General features: G+C 63.7%; 14 protein-coding genes and 1 pseudogene. 12 read left to right on the plus strand and 3 right to left on the minus strand.

Annotation, left to right across the window (positions count from 1 at the left end):
* The first annotated feature begins 135 nt into the window (after positions 1-135).
* From frmR to DFS13_RS07900, 9 genes are all read left to right on the plus strand, one after another.
* Positions 136-411: a formaldehyde-responsive transcriptional repressor FrmR gene (gene frmR / locus DFS13_RS07860; RefSeq protein WP_007182548.1), complete on the plus strand. Its 276-nt coding sequence runs from the start codon at positions 136-138 to the stop codon at positions 409-411.
* Positions 412-470: 59 nt separating this feature from the next.
* A complete protein-coding gene (locus DFS13_RS07865) occupies positions 471-1,580 on the plus strand; it encodes an S-(hydroxymethyl)glutathione dehydrogenase/class III alcohol dehydrogenase (protein WP_011871467.1) in 1,110 nt (369 codons plus the stop codon).
* Between the two features lie 43 nt (positions 1,581-1,623).
* Complete coding sequence (locus DFS13_RS07870; protein WP_009459624.1) at positions 1,624-2,022, plus strand: VOC family protein; 399 nt, start codon at positions 1,624-1,626, stop codon at positions 2,020-2,022.
* Between the two features lie 182 nt (positions 2,023-2,204).
* On the plus strand, positions 2,205-3,539 hold the full coding sequence (locus DFS13_RS07875; RefSeq protein WP_019726353.1) for a DUF3422 family protein: 1,335 nt from the start codon (positions 2,205-2,207) through the stop codon (positions 3,537-3,539).
* 58 nt (positions 3,540-3,597) lie between these two features.
* A complete protein-coding gene (gene fghA / locus DFS13_RS07880; RefSeq protein WP_007182551.1) occupies positions 3,598-4,428 on the plus strand; it encodes an S-formylglutathione hydrolase in 831 nt (276 codons plus the stop codon).
* Positions 4,429-4,446: 18 nt separating this feature from the next.
* The gene (locus DFS13_RS07885; protein ID WP_019726352.1) at positions 4,447-5,754 is read left to right on the plus strand and encodes an NAD(P)/FAD-dependent oxidoreductase; all 1,308 of its coding nucleotides are present in this window, start codon (positions 4,447-4,449) and stop codon (positions 5,752-5,754) included.
* A gap of 51 nt (positions 5,755-5,805) precedes the next feature.
* Positions 5,806-7,119 (plus strand): replication-associated recombination protein A, encoded by a 1,314-nt coding sequence (locus DFS13_RS07890; RefSeq protein ID WP_009459628.1) that lies wholly within the window; start codon positions 5,806-5,808, stop codon positions 7,117-7,119.
* A gap of 60 nt (positions 7,120-7,179) precedes the next feature.
* Entirely contained in the window at positions 7,180-9,045 is a 1,866-nt protein-coding gene (gene nhaA / locus DFS13_RS07895; RefSeq protein ID WP_019726351.1) for a Na+/H+ antiporter NhaA, read from the plus strand.
* Positions 9,046-9,070: 25 nt separating this feature from the next.
* Positions 9,071-11,722 (plus strand): excinuclease ABC subunit UvrA, encoded by a 2,652-nt coding sequence (locus DFS13_RS07900; RefSeq protein ID WP_019726350.1) that lies wholly within the window; start codon positions 9,071-9,073, stop codon positions 11,720-11,722.
* An 80-nt stretch (positions 11,723-11,802) separates the two neighbouring features.
* On the opposite strand, the gene mobH is transcribed toward DFS13_RS07900, so the two are convergent.
* Positions 11,803-13,641: a MobH family relaxase gene (gene mobH / locus DFS13_RS07905; protein ID WP_019726349.1), complete on the minus strand. Its 1,839-nt coding sequence runs from the start codon at positions 13,639-13,641 to the stop codon at positions 11,803-11,805.
* A gap of 317 nt (positions 13,642-13,958) precedes the next feature.
* Between mobH and DFS13_RS07915 the strand changes: the two genes are divergently transcribed.
* The 3 genes from DFS13_RS07915 (at position 13,959) to DFS13_RS07925 (ending at position 15,680) form a co-directional block, all read left to right on the plus strand.
* Positions 13,959-14,585, plus strand: coding sequence for a hypothetical protein (locus DFS13_RS07915; RefSeq protein WP_009459635.1), 627 nt, complete (start codon positions 13,959-13,961; stop codon positions 14,583-14,585).
* Positions 14,586-14,597: 12 nt separating this feature from the next.
* Positions 14,598-15,230, plus strand: a complete 633-nt coding sequence (locus tag DFS13_RS07920; protein WP_009459636.1) for an RES family NAD+ phosphorylase — start codon at positions 14,598-14,600, stop codon at positions 15,228-15,230.
* A gap of 84 nt (positions 15,231-15,314) precedes the next feature.
* Positions 15,315-15,680, plus strand: coding sequence for a DUF3742 family protein (locus DFS13_RS07925; protein ID WP_009459638.1), 366 nt, complete (start codon positions 15,315-15,317; stop codon positions 15,678-15,680).
* 11 nt (positions 15,681-15,691) lie between these two features.
* On the opposite strand, the gene DFS13_RS07930 is transcribed toward DFS13_RS07925, so the two are convergent.
* Together DFS13_RS07930 and DFS13_RS07935 are read right to left on the minus strand one after the other, a co-directional pair.
* A complete protein-coding gene (locus DFS13_RS07930) occupies positions 15,692-17,212 on the minus strand; it encodes a conjugal transfer protein TraG N-terminal domain-containing protein (protein WP_019726345.1) in 1,521 nt (506 codons plus the stop codon).
* Between the two features lie 15 nt (positions 17,213-17,227).
* A pseudogene (locus tag DFS13_RS07935) lies at positions 17,228-17,485 on the minus strand (hypothetical protein); the annotation flags it as partial.
* Positions 17,486-17,582 lie beyond the last annotated feature (97 nt).

Raw genomic sequence — 17,582 nt, forward strand, 5'->3', positions numbered from 1 at the left:
GCGCTTCTTGGGAACAAATCTGTACTAGCCTGTAAGCGTGCTCGAAGAGCACAGATTTTGTGGCGAAGTTCGGCCGCATATACTATGGGGGAGTATTGTATAATGCGGCGGTGTACCCAAGTAGAGAGGTGTTCGATGCCACACAGCCCGGAAGAAAAGAAGCAAGCACTGACGCGCATCAGGCGCATCAAAGGTCAGGTAGCGACTCTTGAGCAAGCGCTTGATGCAGGTGCGGAATGTCCTGCAATTCTTCAGCAGCTTGCGGCCGTTCGTGGGGCAGTCAACGGATTGATGGCAACGGTTCTGGAGAGCTATCTGCGGGAAGAGTTTCCCAGTAGCGAAATCAGGAGCGATTCGCAGAACAAGTCCATTGACGAGACCATCTCTATCGTCCGCTCCTATCTGCGGTAGAGGCACCAGGGTGCCCTCGGTGAGGGCAAATTTAGTTAGCTAGTAAAGGAAGCGACATCATGAAATCACGTGCAGCAGTTGCCTTCGGGCCAGGAAAGCCGCTGGAAATCGTCGAGATCGACGTCGAGCCGCCGCGCAAGGGCGAGGTGCTCATCAAGATCACGAACACCGGCGTTTGCCATACCGACGCCTTCACCCTGTCGGGCGACGACCCCGAAGGTCTCTTCCCGGTCGTGCTGGGTCATGAAGGTGCGGGTATCGTCGTGGAGGTGGGTGAAGGTGTGACCAGCGTGAAGCCTGGCGATCACGTCATTCCCCTCTATACCGCCGAGTGCGGCGAGTGCCTGTTCTGCAAGTCCGGCAAGACCAACCTGTGTGTCGCGGTTCGTGCAACCCAGGGTAAGGGGCTGATGCCCGATGGTACGACTCGCTTCTCGTACAACGGTCAGCCGCTTTACCACTACATGGGCTGCTCGACCTTCAGCGAATACACGGTCGTCGCCGAAGTCTCGCTGGCCAAGATCAACCCGGACGCCAATCCCGAGCACGTCTGCCTGCTGGGCTGCGGCGTGACCACCGGCATCGGCGCCGTGCACAACACGGCCAAAGTGCAGCCGGGCGACTCGGTGGCCATCTTCGGCCTCGGCGGCATCGGTCTCGCCGCGATTCAGGGTGCACGCCAGGCCAAAGCGGGCCGCATCATCGCCATCGATACCAATCCGGCGAAGTTCGAGCTGGCTCGTACCTTCGGCGCGACCGAATGCCTCAATCCGAAGGACTTCGACAAGCCGATTCACGAGGTTCTCATCGAGATGACCGGCTGGGGTGTCGATCACACCTTCGAGTGCATCGGCAACGTCAACGTGATGCGTTCGGCTCTGGAAGCTGCCCATCGTGGCTGGGGCCAGTCGATCGTCATCGGTGTCGCCGGTGCCGGCAAGGAAATCTCGACCCGTCCGTTCCAGTTGGTCACCGGCCGGACTTGGAAGGGCTCTGCTTTCGGCGGGGTCAAGGGGCGTACCCAACTTCCGGGCATGGTGGAAGACGCAATGAAAGGCGAGATCGATCTCGCCCCGTTCGTCACCCACACCATGGGTCTCGACGAGATCAACCACGCCTTCGACCTGATGCATGAAGGCAAGTCGATTCGCACGGTGATCCACTACTGATCACCCACTATCCATTCAACACCAACCATCAAGGAAACTAACCATGTCCACTCCTGTCATTTCCGGCGACGGCATCTTCTCGCACGTCTTCATCGGCGCCGCCGACGTCCAGAAGTCGGCCGCGTTCTACGACGCCGCCCTGGGTGCTCTCGGCATCAAGAACCTCGGTCCTTTCGGCAACGGATGGGTGCTTTTCGGTCGCGAAAAGCCGGCTTTCATCATCGCCCGTCCGGGCAATGGTGAAGCGCCTTCGAGCAACGGCGTGACGGTCGGCTTTGCGGCCGCCACTCCCGCCGAAGTGGATGCCTTCCACGCCGCCGGCCTTGCCGCAGGCGGCACCGACGAGGGCCAGCCTGGCCCGCGTGGCCACCTGCCGGGTGCCTATGCGGCCTACCTGCGTGATCCGGCGGGCAACAAGGTCTGCTCGTACACCTTCGTCTGAAAGCTAGGAAGCTGAGGGCGTTCTGAAAGGGCCAGCACAAGCCTCTACACGGCGAGCCTATTAGACGGACCGTGTAGAGCGGTGTCTGCTCATGAAGATCGGCCCGCAGCCATGTGCGAAACGCATGGCTGCGGGCATTTGCTTTGAAGCGTGTTTTTCAACCAAGAAGAAATGAGGTCGTTATGAAAGAGCCGGCCAACATAAATACGACGACCGTACAACCCACCCCGACCGCCACCGTGTACGGCATGCCGGCCTACACCGATCGTGCTGCCGCCGTGGGTGAAGTGCATGCGCGCCCGCATCTGTTGATTCAGGCCCCGCGCGGCATATTGCAGCTCGCTTTCATGACCGAAGGCGACCAGGCCAAGGATCAGATGGCGATGAGCGAGTTGTCTCATCGCTTCGGCGTTGCCGAACCCGACCATGCTACGCCGCTTCACGGCGTGACATGGGACGAAGGAGACCTGCACTGTGAAAAGCACACCGAGTTCTCGACGTATCTCTGGTGCGCTTCGCTGGATTCCGAGACGGGAGAGCCGTGCGGCGAAAACCCGTTCAGGCATGGATTTGTGCCTCCCGGCCCGGTCGTATCCGGCATCCGTTTGAGACTTCTTCCGTGGACGCCGGAAACGGAGAAGGAGGCCGATCGCTTCGATCCTGCCAGCCTGTGCTACTCGCTGGTGGAGAACGGCTCTGCCGCCATTCTGACCGACTTCCGACAGGATGAGGATGGCCTGACGCAGATCCTCGTCCTGGCCCGCGATTTGACCCCGGCGCGGGCGGGTGCGCTGGCTCAACGTCTGCTGGAGATCGAGACCTACCGTACCTTGGCGTTGCTGTCCCTGCCGTTGACACGATCGATGACGTCGGAGCTGCGACGCATGGAGTCGCGCCTTGCGGCGATCACCGACGAGATGTGTACGAGCTTGGTGGAACGGCGCGACAGCGACGTGCTGCTGTCCGAATTGACCGGCCTGGCTGCCGAGCTGGAAGCTGGAGTTGCGGCGAATCTCTATCGCTTCGGTGCCAGCCGTGCCTACTACGAGATCGTCGAGGAAAGGCTGGCAGCGCTTTCGGAAGAGGCCGTATCCGGGTACTGCACCTGGGCGGATTTCCTGCAGCGCCGCATCGCTCCAGCCATGCGGACATGCCAATCCGTAAAGGAGCGCCAGGCCAAGCTCTCAGACAAGCTGACCCGGGCCATCGCGTTGCTGCGTTCCTGGATCGACGTTGAGCTTGAACGCCAGAACCGCGATCTGCTGGCGTCGATGAACAACCGGGCCAAGATGCAATTGCGCCTTCAGCAGACCGTCGAAGGCCTGTCGGTCGCGGCAATTTCTTATTACGTCGTGAGTCTTCTCGGCTACTTGCTCAAGGGCATTCCGATGGTTCACGACAGCGTGGCGCCGGTGATGGCGGTTCTGGTGCCTGCGGTGATGCTGACGATCTGGTGGATCGTGCGCAGGATCAGGCATGCCCACGGCGACACGGTGGCGGAAGAGAAATCTTCCTGACGAGCTGCCGTCTTGGCGCGCGAGAGCTGCGCCGTTCCTTTGAACATAGGAGAACTACATGGAACGCATCGAACATCACGCCAGCTTTGATGGTTGGCAGGACGTTTATCAGCATGAATCGACGACGCTCGGTTGCACGATGAAGGTCGGCGTCTATCTGCCTCCGCAGGCGCAGCACGGCAAAGTGCCGGTGCTGTACTGGCTTTCGGGCCTGACCTGCACCGAGCAGAACTTCATCACCAAGTCCGCCGTCCAGCGCTACGCGGCCGAACATGGCATTGCCGTCGTCGCGCCCGATAGCAGCGCTCGCGGCGAAGGCGTTGCCGACGATCCTGCCTATGACCTCGGACAGGGCGCGGGGTTCTACGTCAATGCCACACAGGAACCCTGGGCTGCGAATCATCGGATGTACGACTACGTCGTGCAGGAACTGCCGGCGCTGATCGAGGCCCACTTTCCCGTGACAGCGGAGCGGAGCATCAGCGGCCATTCCATGGGAGGACACGGTGCTCTGGTCATCGCCCTGCGCAACCCGGGCCGTTATCGAAGCGTCTCGGCCTTCTCGCCCATCGTCGCCCCCACCCAGGTTCCCTGGGGGCACAAGGCCTTCGAGGCGTACCTGGGCAGCGATCGGGAGGTGTGGAAACAGTACGACACCGTGGAGCTGATTCGCACCGTGCAGGAGCGTTTGCCGTTGCTGGTGGACCAGGGCTTGGGCGACGAGTTCCTGGAGAGCCAGCTTCAGCCCGACCTGCTGCGCAAGGCCTGCGACGAGACGGGGCACCCGCTCACGTTGAATCTGCGCCCAGGCTACGACCACAGCTACTACTTCATTGCCAGTTTCATTGGCGAGCATATGGCACACCACGCATCGGCGCTGAAACGCTGAGAGAGAGGAGATCAGGTCATGACAAAGACCTCCAAAAACCGACATCACGTCGTCATTATCGGAGCGGGCTTCGGCGGGATCGAGGTTGCCAACCAGCTTGCTGGTGCCGAGGTCGATGTGACGATCATCGATCGGCGCAATCATCACCTGTTCCAACCCTTGCTTTACCAGGTTGCAGGGGCGTCACTTTCGACATCCGAGATCGCCTGGCCTATTCGCTATCTCTTCCGAAATCGCCCGGAAGTGAACACCTTGATGGCGGAAGTGGAAGGTATCGACCAGGACGCGCGTCAGGTCATTCTCAACAATGGATTGCGGCAAACCTACGACACGCTCGTGCTCGCGACAGGCGCTACCCATGCCTACTTCGGACACGACGAATGGGGGGCTTTCGCGCCGGGGTTGAAGACGCTGGAAGATGCCACGACCATTCGGGGCCGAATCCTCGCGGCTTTCGAGGAGGCTGAGCGCACGAGCGATCCTCAGCAGCGTGCCGCGCTGCAGACGTTCGTCATCATCGGTGGTGGTCCCACCGGGGTTGAATTGGCCGGAACCATCGCCGAGCTTGCACGAGACACGCTGGCGCGTGACTTTCGCTCGATCGACCCGAGCACGTCGCGGGTTGTACTGATCGAGGCTGGCCCGCGTCTGTTGTCCGTCTTTCCAGAGGATCTTTCGGCCTATACGCGCCAGGCGCTCGAAAAGCTCGGCGTCGAGGTCGTGCTGGGTACGCCGGTCACCGAATGCTCGGCCGATGGCGTGGTGTACGGTGGCAAGCCCCTTTCGGCCAAGACCATCGTCTGGGCCGCCGGAGTCCAGGCGTCTCCCGCGGCTCGCTGGCTGGGCGCTGCGTCTGATCGTGCGGGTCGGGTGGTCGTTGGCCCTGACCTGACGGTGGCCGGTCGGCCGGAGGTCTTCGCCATCGGCGATACAGCCTCGTGCACCATGGCCGATGGGAAGCCCGTGCCGGGCATCGCCCCGGCCGCCAAACAGCAAGGGAAGTACGTCGCCAACCTCATTGGACGGCGTTTGAAGGGCAAGCCCGCTGACGGACCTTTCAAATACCGGCATCAGGGGAACCTGGCCACCATCGGCCGCAGCCTGGCGGTGATTGACATGGGGCGGGTGAAGCTGCGTGGTGCCTTTGCGTGGTGGATCTGGAAGCTGGCGCACATCTACTTTCTGATCGGTACGCGAAATCGTCTCAGCGTCGCTTTGAGCTGGGTATGGAACCACAGCATCGGCTACCGCGGCTCTCGCATCATCATGCATGCGATTAGCGACAAAGAGCCCGCGGCGTTGGACAAATCCGGCTCCCTGGATTGAGGTGCCAACGTTATCGGAACGTCAACTATCAGAAATGCCAGGGAGAGGAACTTGACCGATCTATTCACGACAAAGCCCAAGCCTCCCTTGGCCGAACTCCTGCGGCCCAAGACGCTGGATGAATTCGTCGGGCAACGGCACTTGCTCGGCCCCGGCAAGCCGCTTCGTCTCGCGTTCGAGGCGGGCAAGTTGCACTCGTTCATCCTCTGGGGGCCGCCAGGCGTGGGCAAGACCACCCTGGGGCGCCTGGCCGCCAGTGCGACCGACAGCCGATTCATCGCCATCTCGGCCGTGCTTGCCGGGGTGAAGGACATCCGGCAAGCCATCGACGAGGCCCAGGCAGAACTGGACAACCATGGTCGATCGACGGTGCTTTTCGTCGATGAGATCCATCGCTTCAACAAGGCGCAGCAGGATGCCCTACTGCCCCATGTCGAGTCGGGGCTCCTGACCCTGGTGGGGGGGACGACCGAGCATCCGGGGCTGGCGGTCAATTCCGCGCTGCTCTCGCGCGCGCAGGTCTATACCCTCGAACCGCTGTCCGGCGACGAACTGAACCAGCTCTACGAACGCGCACTGCCGCATCTCCAGGGCGTCACGTTGGACGCGGACGCGCTGGATCTGCTCAAGGGCTTTGCCGATGGCGATGGCAGGCGCTTCCTCAATCTGCTTGAGCAGGTGACGAATGCTGCGTCGGGCGCGGGCAAGGCCGTGGTCGATGGCGAGTTTGCCAAACTGTCCACCAGCCCATCACTGCGCAGGTTCGACAAGGGCGGCGACGAGTTCTACTGGCAGCTCTCCGCCTTCCACAAGTCGCTGCGGGGCTCCGACCCCGACGCGGCCCTGTACTGGCTGGCCCGCATCCTCGACGGCAGCGGCGACGTCAGCCAGGTGACGCGCCGCATGATCGTGGTGGCCAGCGAAGACATCGGCAATGCCGACCCGCAGGCGCTGCAACTGGCGCTCAATGCCGCGCTGGCTTATGAGAGGCTGGGTTCCCCCGAAGGCGAAATACCGATTGCCCACGCGGCGACCTACCTTGCTGCCGCCCCCAAGTCGAACGCTGCCTATGCCGCCTGGAACAAGGCGAAGGCCTTCGTCAAGAACAACGGCTCCCTGCCTGTGCCTCTCCATCTTCGCAATGCGCCGACGAAGCTGATGCAGCAGATGGGGTATCACGAAGGCTACCGCTACGCCCATGACGAGCCCAACGGCTATGCCGCTGGGCAAAGCTACTTTCCCGAGGGCGTGGCGCGGCCGGGCTGGTATCAGCCAACGGACAGAGGTGTTGAGCGCAGGCTGGGAGAAAGGCTTACTTGGCTGCGCTCGCTGGATGATGGGACGCTGCCAGAGGCGGACGCCTGACTGGTCGTCTCCGAAACCGGCTCATCGCGACTTCACGAACTACAGGAACAGGATAAGAACATGTCAGCCACTTCTTTCGGTGCATCCTCGGCGAAGATCAGCCGGGGACGCGTTGCCCGCTATCTGCGCACGGAGTCTGGTGCTGCGGTGCTGCTGGTGATCGTCACGGTCGTGGCGCTGGCGTGGGCGAACTCGCCGCTATCCGATGCCTATTTCGAGTTGTGGCACCTGGACGTCGGGTTTGACTTCGGGCCGCTGGGCCTGCACATGGACCTGCATCACTGGGTCAACGACGGCCTGATGGTGGTCTTCTTCTTCCTGATCGGCCTGGAGGTGCGTCAGGAGTTCGCCCACGGATCGCTCCGGGATCGCAGCCGTGCCCGTCTCGCTCTGATCGCGGGGGTCGCGGGTGTCGTGCTTCCCGCGCTGGTGTATGTCCTGATCGTGGGGCTGGCCGGAAGTGAGGGCCTGCACGGGTGGGGGGCGGTGGTCGGCACCGATACGGCATTCATGCTGGGCACCCTGGCGATCGTCGGCCCGCGGCTATCCGGTCAGTTGCGCGTGTTCCTGCTCACCCTGACCGTGGTCGATGACTTCCTCGCCGTGTCCATCATCGGCATCGTCTATAGCGATGAGATTCGGATCGTCCCGTTGTTGATCGCCCTCGCCAGTCTCGTTGCGTTGTGGCGGCTAGGGCGCACCCGCCAGTGGCGGGCAATGCCGTATGTGCTGATCGTGATCGTGCTGTGGCTCGCAACCGTGTACTCCGGCATCCATGCCTCTCTCGCCGGGATGGCCGCGGGGCTGCTGATCCCCGCCTACGCGACGCAACGTCACAAGGTCGTCGCGGCAAAACAACTGTTCCGCGACTTCTGGCAGTCTCCGAGTGCCGCATCGGCCCGCGCGGTGGACTGCGGGCTGTCCCGGGGTATCTCGGTGAACGAGCGATTGCACGAGTTCCTGCGGCTGCCGACGGCGCTGCTGATCGTGCCGGTGTTCGCCTTGGCGAACGCCGGAGTGGACGTGCGTGGCGGGCTGCTCGCCGAGGCCTTCGGCTCGCCAGTCACGTGGGGCGTCATCGCAGGGCTCGTGCTCGGCAAGCTCCTGGGCATCGGGCTCATCACTCTCATCGCCGTCCGTCTCGGCCTGGGCCGGCTGCCCGAGGGCGTCGGGGTGGGCAGCGTGTTCGGTGGTGCGGCACTGTCCGGGATCGGGTTCACCGTGTCGCTGCTGATCATCGGGCTCGCGTTCGGCACGACCTCCGACTTGGGCCGCCAGGCGACGGTCGGCGTGCTCGTGTCGATGGTGTTCGCCACGTTGCTCGGGTGGCTGATCTTCAAGGTCGCCGCCCAGCGGTGGGGTGAGAAGACCGCTGACCTGCCGATGGTGCTTGAGCCACCGGTCGATCCGGAGATCGATCACATCCGCGGGCCGGAGGACGCCCAGCTCACACTCGTCGAGTACGTGGACTTCGAGTGCGCGTACTGTGCGCACGCCACCGGTTCGTGGGACGATCTGCGCGCCCACTTCGGGGACGACCTGCGGTATGTGGTGCGCCATCTGCCGCACCACCCGCACGGGCCGATTGCCGCGCGGGCGTCCGAGGCAGCGGCGAACCAGGGGATGTTCTGGCCGTGGCTGGACTTCGTGTTCACCCGTCAGCATGCGCTGGAGCGCGAGCATCTGATCGGCTACGCCGCCGAGCTTGGGCTCGACGTCGAACGGTTCATCGCGGATCTCGACAGCACCGCGGTGATCGAGCGTGTCGAGCGCGACCTCGCCAGTGCCGTCGCCAGCGGTGCGCACGCCACGCCGACGTTCTTCGTCGAGGGTCGTCGTCTGCGCGGCAGCTACGACGCCCGCACTGTCACCGCGGCGCTCGAAGCCAGTCGCCGCGGCCCCCGAACTCAGGAAGTCCCGTCCTGAGCGGGACGAACTACAGGATAAGAACATGCCAAACAATTCTTTCGGTGAATCCTCTTGTACCGCTGCGGCCAGCGGCATGGTGGAAGTGCGCGGCGCGCGCGAGAACAACCTCAAAGAGGTGGACGTTTCCATCCCGCGTAACGCGCTGGTGGTGTTCTCCGGCGTTTCCGGCTCCGGCAAGTCCTCGCTGGCCTTCGGCACCATCTACGCCGAGGCGCAGCGGCGCTACTTCGAGTCGGTGGCCCCCTATGCGCGGCGCCTGATCGACCAGGCCGGCGTGCCGGACGTCGATGCGATCGACGGCCTGCCGCCGGCGGTGGCGTTGCAACAGCAGCGGGGCTCCAGCAACGCGCGTTCCTCCGTGGGCAGTGTGACCACCCTGTCCAGCCTGGTGCGGATGATGTATTCGCGCGCCGGCGCCTACCCAGCCAACCAGCCGATGCTGTACGCCGAGGATTTTTCGCCCAACACGCCGCAGGGAGCGTGCCCGACCTGCCACGGCCTGGGCCATGTGTACGAGGTGACCGAGGCCATCATGGTGCCCGATCCCTCCCTGAGCATCCGCGAGCGGGCGATCGCCTCCTGGCCCCCCGCCTGGCAAGGCCAGAACCTGCGCGACATCCTGGTCAGCATGGGCTACGACGTTGACCGACCGTGGAAGGACCTGCCGAAGAAGGACCGCGACTGGATTCTGTTCACCGAGGAAACACCGACAGTGCCGGTGTACGCCGGCTTCACGCCCGCCGAGACCCGCACGGCGCTCAAGCGCAAGATGGAGCCGAGCTACATGGGCACCTTCACCGGCGCCCGGCGGTATGTGCTGCACACCTTTGCCAATACCCAAAGCGCACTGATGAGAAAGCGCGTGTCCCGGTTCATGGAGGGCAAGCCGTGCCCCACCTGCCACGGCAAGCGGCTCAAGCCCGAGGCGCTGTCGGTCACCTTCGCCGGCGTGGACATCGGCGCGTTCATGCAGATGCCGCTGGACCAGTTGGCGGCCTTGCTCGAACCCATTGCCCAGGGCGATTTCCGCGCCCATGCAGCGGGGGCGGCTACGGACAAGGAAGCGACCCGACGCGACCGTGCCGAACGCGCGGCCTCCGGCCGTGCCGTCCATGCGGTATCGCCCGACGTGCGCCGCACCTCCGCGCTGTCGGAAGAAAAGCGCCTCGCCGCGCAGCGCCTGGCCGGCGGTGTGATGGCGCGCCTGCGTCAACTGCGTGGGCTGGGCCTGGGTTACCTGACGCTGGACCGGGCCACGCCGACGCTTTCGGCCGGCGAGTTGCAGCGCCTGCGGCTGGCCACGCAATTGAGTTCCCTGCTGTTCGGTGTTGTGTACGTGCTCGACGAGCCCTCGGCGGGGTTGCACCCCTCCGACAGCCAGGCGCTGTACGACGCGCTCGACCGGCTGCGTGACGCGGGCAACTCGGTGTTCGTGGTCGAGCACGACCTGGACCTGATGCGCCGCGCGCAATGGCTGGTGGATGTGGGGCCGGATGCCGGGGAGCGTGGCGGCCGCGTGCTCTACAGCGGCGAGCCGGACGGCCTGCGCAAGATTGCCGAATCGCGCACCGCCCGCTATCTGTTCGACGAAATCGCCGCGCCGGGAAGCCGGGCACGCGAAGCGACCGGCTGGCTGGAGCTGCAGGGCATCCATCGTCACAACCTGCATGGCGTGGACGCACGCATTCCGCTGGGCGTGCTGACGGCCGTCACCGGCATCTCCGGCTCGGGCAAGTCCAGCCTCGTCGCGCAGGCGCTGCCGGAGCTGGTGCTACTGCACCTGGGCCACGAGCCCGAGGACGACGCGGCCGAAAGCGCCACCAGCGAAGGGCCGGCAGTGATCGAAGCGACTGGCGGTCATCTGGCGGGCGACGTGGACGCCATACAGCGCCTGGTGCAGGTGGACCAGAAGCCGATCGGGCGCACGCCCCGGTCCAACCTGGCCACCTACACCGGCCTGTTCGACCACGTGCGCAAGCTGTTCGCCGCCACGCCCGATGCGCGACGCCGCCGCTATGACGCCGGGCGCTTCTCGTTCAACGTGGCTAAGGGGCGTTGCGAGACCTGCGAGGGCGAGGGCTTCGTCAGTGTGGAGTTGCTGTTCATGCCCAGCGTGTACGCCCCGTGTCCGACGTGCCATGGCGCACGCTACAACGAGGCCACGCTGAAGGTGCAATGGAACGGGCGCAACATCGCCGAGGTGCTGCAGATGACCGTGGACGAAGCCAGCGAATTCTTTGCGGGTGAAGACGCCGTGGCCCGGCCCCTGCAATTGCTGCGCGATATCGGATTGGGCTATCTGCGCCTGGGGCAACCGGCCACGGAACTTTCCGGTGGCGAGGCGCAGCGCATCAAGCTGGCGACCGAGCTTCAGCGCAGCCAGCGCGGCCGAAGCCTGTACGTGCTCGACGAGCCAACCACCGGGCTGCATGCGTCCGATGCCGACCGGCTGCTGGTGCAGTTGCAGCGCCTGGTCGATGCCGGCAACACCGTGGTGATGATCGAGCACGATATGCGCGCGGTGGCTCAGGCCGATTGGGTGATCGACGTGGGGCCTGGTGCAGGCGCTGCCGGCGGCAGCATCGTGGTGGCGGGCTCCCCTCAGCAGGTGGCCCGAACGTCTGGCAGCCGAACCGCTCCGTTCCTTGCGCAGGAGTTGGCGCGGGCCGAGTAGCTCAGTTCGCCAAATGTTGCCAGCTTTCGCGGGGTATTGATCGTCGCCAAACGACGGTGGCGATCAATGCCCGAATCGCGTCATCCTTCCTGAGTCAGAGCAAGATAGGGATTGTTGGGCGGTATTTCGGGGAATGCCAAGGACCCATCTTCAAGGAGGTAGCCATGCAGTCGGCGGGACTTCCTCGGGCCCGTGACTTCACAGGTCCAAATGTTCAGGCCATTGGGGTGCTTGCGATGTAGCTGCAGCTTCTCGAAGCGCTTCTGCACCCACTGCCAATCCTGTTGATTCTCCTGCTTGGCGAGCGCGGCCACTTCGGGATGCTCCTGCGCATAGCGTTGGAACACACCCGGGCTGACCAGGTAGGCCGTGTCATTCACCGTATGCACGAGCGCCTTCGCGTCGTTGATGATGAGCCGTCGTGAGGTGATTCCCTGCTTCAGCCAAACCATGAACTGTTCCGTGGATGGCTTCGTTGCCGATGACCCAGGCGTAGGCGCGGGTACAGGTGATGGAATGGACGTCGCGGCTGTTGCTGGCGCGGGAGGGTGGAGGAACTCTTCGGCATCCTGTCCAACGCCGGCCGACTCACCTAAGCCCACCATCGCGAGCAAGTCCTCCATGACGTCGGGCACGGGCTGGGCCGCGGGCGGTGAAACGATGGTGGTGCTGTCGTCCTCCCAAATTGGAGGCTCTTGACCTCCCTGCGCTGGGTTCACCGAGACGGTTGGCACGGGAGCCGACATGCTGGCGTCGTTTTCTGCGGGCGTCGCGTCGATCTCTACCGTGCCTGCGAAAGGTGCTGGTCGCTCGCCAGACTCCCAGATCAGCGCGGGAGCGAGACGCAACAGGGTGAACGAATGGGACCAGCCGGTCGTGCTGGTGACGGTCGCGCGCCAGACCGCTTTGCCGTCCGAGGTGGGCTGGAGCATGCCGTGGTCCTGCAGCACGTTGAACACGGCGGTGTTGTTCGCAGGAATGCCATCGATCCCCTGAGACAGGAGGTGTGCGCGCAGTTTGTCCGAGACCGTCTTGCTCACCAGCCACAAACCATCCTCGGTGAGCCAGCCATCGGAGGCTTCCGGCTGGTTCAGCTTCAACTGTTCCTTGAGCAGGTAGCGCAACCCGTCCAGCAGCTTGCGTTGCAGTGCGTGCTTAGGCGCGGCCATGGCGCGCGCCGGATCGCCGCCCAGCTCCTGGGCCACCGACGCCCGGTCTGCTTGCACGACGAGTTCCCCCAGTACACCGGCATGTTCGTACTGACCGGCCAGCACATAGAGCAGCGGTGCCCAGAGAGCCGGATAGTCGCTGAGCCAGTCCAGGACGTGGCGGTCGAGCAGTTGGCGATAGAGCAAGCCTGTTGCGGCGCTGTGCAGGCGGTATTCGCGGTCGTCACGGTAGCGAAATCGGTACGCCTGGTGCAGCGGGCCATGCCACGGATGCCAAGTACTGCCGTCGGCCAGTTCGACGTGTAGATCGACGGCGATCTTGCCAATATCGTGGAGCAGCGCAGCATAGGCGACGGCGGCGGTCCAGGCTTCGGACTGCGCCGCCTGGTCTTCGGGACTGGCACCGATGGGCAGCAGATGGGACTGCCGCAGTTTCAGGCTGTAGGCCACGATCTCCAGGCCGTGGTCGAGCATGCCGCCCGGATAGGCATGGTGATGCGCTTCGGAGGCCGGAAAGGCTTGGACCAGTTCGGCGTAGCGTTCCAGGGGCGTGCGGTACAGGGTGACGAATTGCCGGTGTGAGAGCGACGTGCGCTGCCAGATGTGCTCCAGCAGCTTCTGCCGGCGTGGGGTGGCCAGCAGCGATGCGGCCGACTCAGGACGCAGCAGCCCTTTCGGGAGGTCGGTGACGGGTGATGGCGTCGGTGCGGCAGCGACCGGGGGCCGTTTTCGCTGGAACAGGGAGAGCATGTGAGGTGTCCTAATGACGGGCCGACCGGGAGGCCTTTTGGCCTTTTCGAGGTAGGGCCTTTCCCCTTGCACCCCATTCCCTTGCCATTTCGACCCTTTGGCCTTTAACCGTTTCGGTATAGCGGGGCCTGGATCGCGGCTCCACCGTCAATGTGGAACCCGCTCGAATGCATTGGACGGCGACCAGGCGCTGGCCTCGGTCTATGCTGCGAAGGCGCTGCTTCCGCCGGGTAGGTTGCTTTCTAGGCGTCAAAGTTGACAAACGCGACAAAGGCGACTAGAGTGAAACCTGTCTCAAACCTACTTGGGAGATGACCATGCCCACTGCCATTGAATTCATTGCCGACCGTCTGCCGCGCGTCACGGTGGAAGATGTACGCCGCTTCGCGGATACCGTCGAAATCCGGGATGCCACGGCTTTCGCGGCCGAGTTGCAGGCGTTCGTCCACGAGCGCGTGGAAGCGGTAACACTGCCCGCCAACTTGCAGGGGGAGACCGTTGGGCAGGCCCTTGCACGCAAGGCGGCCGCGCTGCGCGCCGACACGCGCTGGGCACCGAATGAAACCGACGTCCAGCGAGGCCGTGCGGTGCTACTGGAAACCTTCAACCAGCCGCACAACCTGCCGCCCGCGGAGTTCGCCAAGCTGGCGGACAAGTCGCGCCAGCAGATCTACAAGGACATCCTCGCGCGTCGGCTGCTGGCGCTGAACGTGGGGCCGCGCGGTCAGAAGCTGCCCGACTGGCAGCTCGACCCGGTAAAGCAGCAGTTGACCCAAACCGTGCTTCAGGAGGTCGAGGGTATCGATCACTGGACGATCTACCGCGCACTGTCCGAACCGCTCGAAGGCTTGGGCGGTCGCTCGCCGGTGGATGCGGTGACGCATGGCACGATCGACGCCGTGGCCGAGGCCGTGTTTAACGTGCTGGGCGTTCAGGTGCATTGAAGCGAGACTGCCATGAACCACGAGCTGCCTTCTTTTCTGATCGATGCCGGTGAACTGCTCCAGCATGTGAGCCGCGTCGTCTATCGGGGCAGCCCGCTGTACTATGGTCGCAGCAGCACCAATCGCTACGACGACCCGGCCCGAGCCTACGGCGTGCTCTACCTGGGGCGCGACCTGCCCACGGCGTTGATGGAGTCGGTGTTTCACAAGCATCAGTGGCTTGATGACGCGAAGCGCTCGATCGCATTGAAAGAAGTCCAGGGCAGGATGGTGCGCGCTGTAGGGGTGGTGGCCGACGTGCTTCTGGCCGATCTCACGGCACCGAGCGTCATGGCGGGCTACTTTGGCCTGAACCTGGAGCAGTTGGCCAGCCGCGACTACACGCACACGCAGCAGGTGTCCGCTCAGGTGCATGCGATGGTCGGCGACGACGGCCAACCTCTGTTCGACGGAGTGCTCTATCCGTCGCGCAACAACTATCCCGCCAAGAGCATCGCCCTGTTCGAGCGTGCGGGAGCGAAGGTCAGCGTCATCGAGGACATCGATCTGGTTGACCATGTGGATTGGCCGCGTTTCGTTGCCACCTACCGCATCGGCGTGGAACCCGACCCGGGCCCGGTGGAACCGGATGACGAAGCGTCCTGAAGCAGCGAGAAAACACATTGAAGCCTGAAACGGAATGAAGTGGAGCACCCTGGAATAGACATCCCTCAGTAGCAGGAGACGACCATGAACACCACAACTCGTACCAGCACCGCAGAACGTATCGGCCGCGCATTTGGCCGTGTATGGCGTGCCTATGCGCGTGGCGAACGGCGGGTATCGAATTGGTTGATGGTCAAAGGGGTGCCTTCGGTTGGTGCCACAGTGCTGCTGTGGGCGGTCAAGCTGGCTGTGCTGGGCGCGCTGCTCTACGTCGCCTTCTGGTTCGCACTCGTGTTGTTGGGAGTCGTGGTGGCGGGATGGGCTGCTGCTGCCAATACCTCGGATGAAGACGAGTGGCCTTTCACCGACCTCACCGAACTGCGCAAGACGCCGGGCTACGATCCCAACCTGTACAACGATACGTCGCACGAGTTGTACACCGACGACTGACCGGCGCCGCGCTACTTCAGCTTACCTCCGGTAAGGGCCCCAGCGCCCTTACCGCCTGCTTGGCCGGCACTCTTGCTGCCATCCGAAAGCCCTTGGATGACGTGTCCAGCCCGAATCCCAACCCAAGTAAGGCTCGCAAGCCAAAAACCCGGCAAGACCAGGAACATCGTGCCCATGACGAACATCAGGAGCAGGTCGCCAAAGGCATTGTTCAACCCCACCAGCGGATCGAAGTTAGTGTGCGGCCGGTTCCAGCCGAAGCCCCACCCATAGAGCGCATCGAGGATGGTGCTGTCGATCCAGCGAGCGAGTTGGAACCAGAAATCGGTGAAGAACAGCGCGAACTGCACGACGCTGACGGTGACGACCGTCTTCAGGTCATAGGTGCCGACGACCAGCACGAGCGGGATGCAGATGACCAGCGCCATCTTGAGCAAGGCAAGCACCATGGGCAGCGCCTGGCGCACCACGTCCATGGCAGGGAATGCGGCAAGTGCCCCGACCGCCATTCCTACGTCCCCCGTGGCCCGCGTCACGATGTTCGGCAGGGTCTTGTCGATCTGGCCGCCGTAGTCGGTATAGACCGAACCCTGGTTGAGCTTCTGCTGTCGCGGTGACGCGATGGTACGGACCACCGAATCGTCCACCTCGGTACGGCTGAGGAACCCGGCCCAGCCCGCCAAGCGATTCAACAGGCTGGGGTCCACCTGGCTCAGCAGCCGTGCTCGCAGGCCGTTGCTGCCATCGGCCCACCACTGCCTGCAAGTCGGGTAGCCGCCGCCACTGGCCACCTGCGCAAGCCCTGCGTCGCGAGTGTCGTCATAGGGCCATGACTCGCGCGCCGTGCTGGAGCGGTAGCTGTCGTAGTAGCCGCCGGTGTCCGTGAAAAACCTCGAACCGATCCATGTCACGTCGTTCATTTGAGCTTCGTCCAGCTCCGGTCGCGCCATGAACAATTTAGCGCGTGCTGGCCCGTAGCAGTCGTGTGTGAAATCGGCCACTTCCTGAGCCAGCACCGGGTCGTTGATGCGGGTAGCGTCGATCTCCATGCGCATCTGTCGCAGGTCTGTTCCGCACGGGATCGCTGCCACCGAGGCACTGGTGACGGCGCGCGAGAGCGCGTGCATGAATGCCCACCAGACCGGCACCTTGGCACTCTGGTTGTTGATGGTGCTGAAGGACTGGGACCAGCCGGTATCCGTGGGCTGCGGCACGCTGACCTGGCATTGAGCCGAGCGCGAGCTGTCGTACTGAATGGTGTTGAGGTCCACGTCGATGAAGGGGATGCCGGCGAACATCACGACCACGATGGCGACGAACACCCGGTTCTCAATGCGTGCGGCCGAGAGCACGCCCTTATTGCCTTCGTCTGCACCCTCCCCACGGGCCTTGAGCCATTCCTGCACGATGATCGCCACGAAGGGCAGTGCGAATACCCCGCTGGATACCAGTACCGCCCAGATGCCGTTGTTGACGATCCAGGAAACCAGGGTCAGGTAGTACTCCAGGTAGTCGGTCGCGAAAAGCGTCATGGCTCGGATCTCCCCTCAGCCCTGCATCAACAGGCTGGCTTCAAGCGCCACGATGGCAACGACGCCGGCGATCTCGCTGCGCACCAGGCGGCGCCGCGCTTGCGCGTCGTCCTCGCGCGCCAGCAGTCGGCGACGCATCCAGACCCAGCCGTAGGCCGTCGCGCCGTACAGGCACAGCCGCCAGACCAGGAAGTAGCCCGCTGCTGCCGCCAGCCAACGCTCCCAGCCTGCGACGCTTCCGACGAGGTAGATGCCAACGATGTTGGCGCACACGGTGCGTATTCCGGCGAACGTGATCACGCATTTCGGCGGATCGTGATCATGGATTCCGAATGATCGTGATCACCCGTTTCGGTTGATCGTGATCGCT

Origin of the sequence: Burkholderia sp. 28_3, from assembly GCF_003253915.1 — a bacterium.
GTDB classification, from domain to species: Bacteria; Pseudomonadota; Gammaproteobacteria; order Burkholderiales; family Burkholderiaceae; genus Burkholderia; species Burkholderia cenocepacia.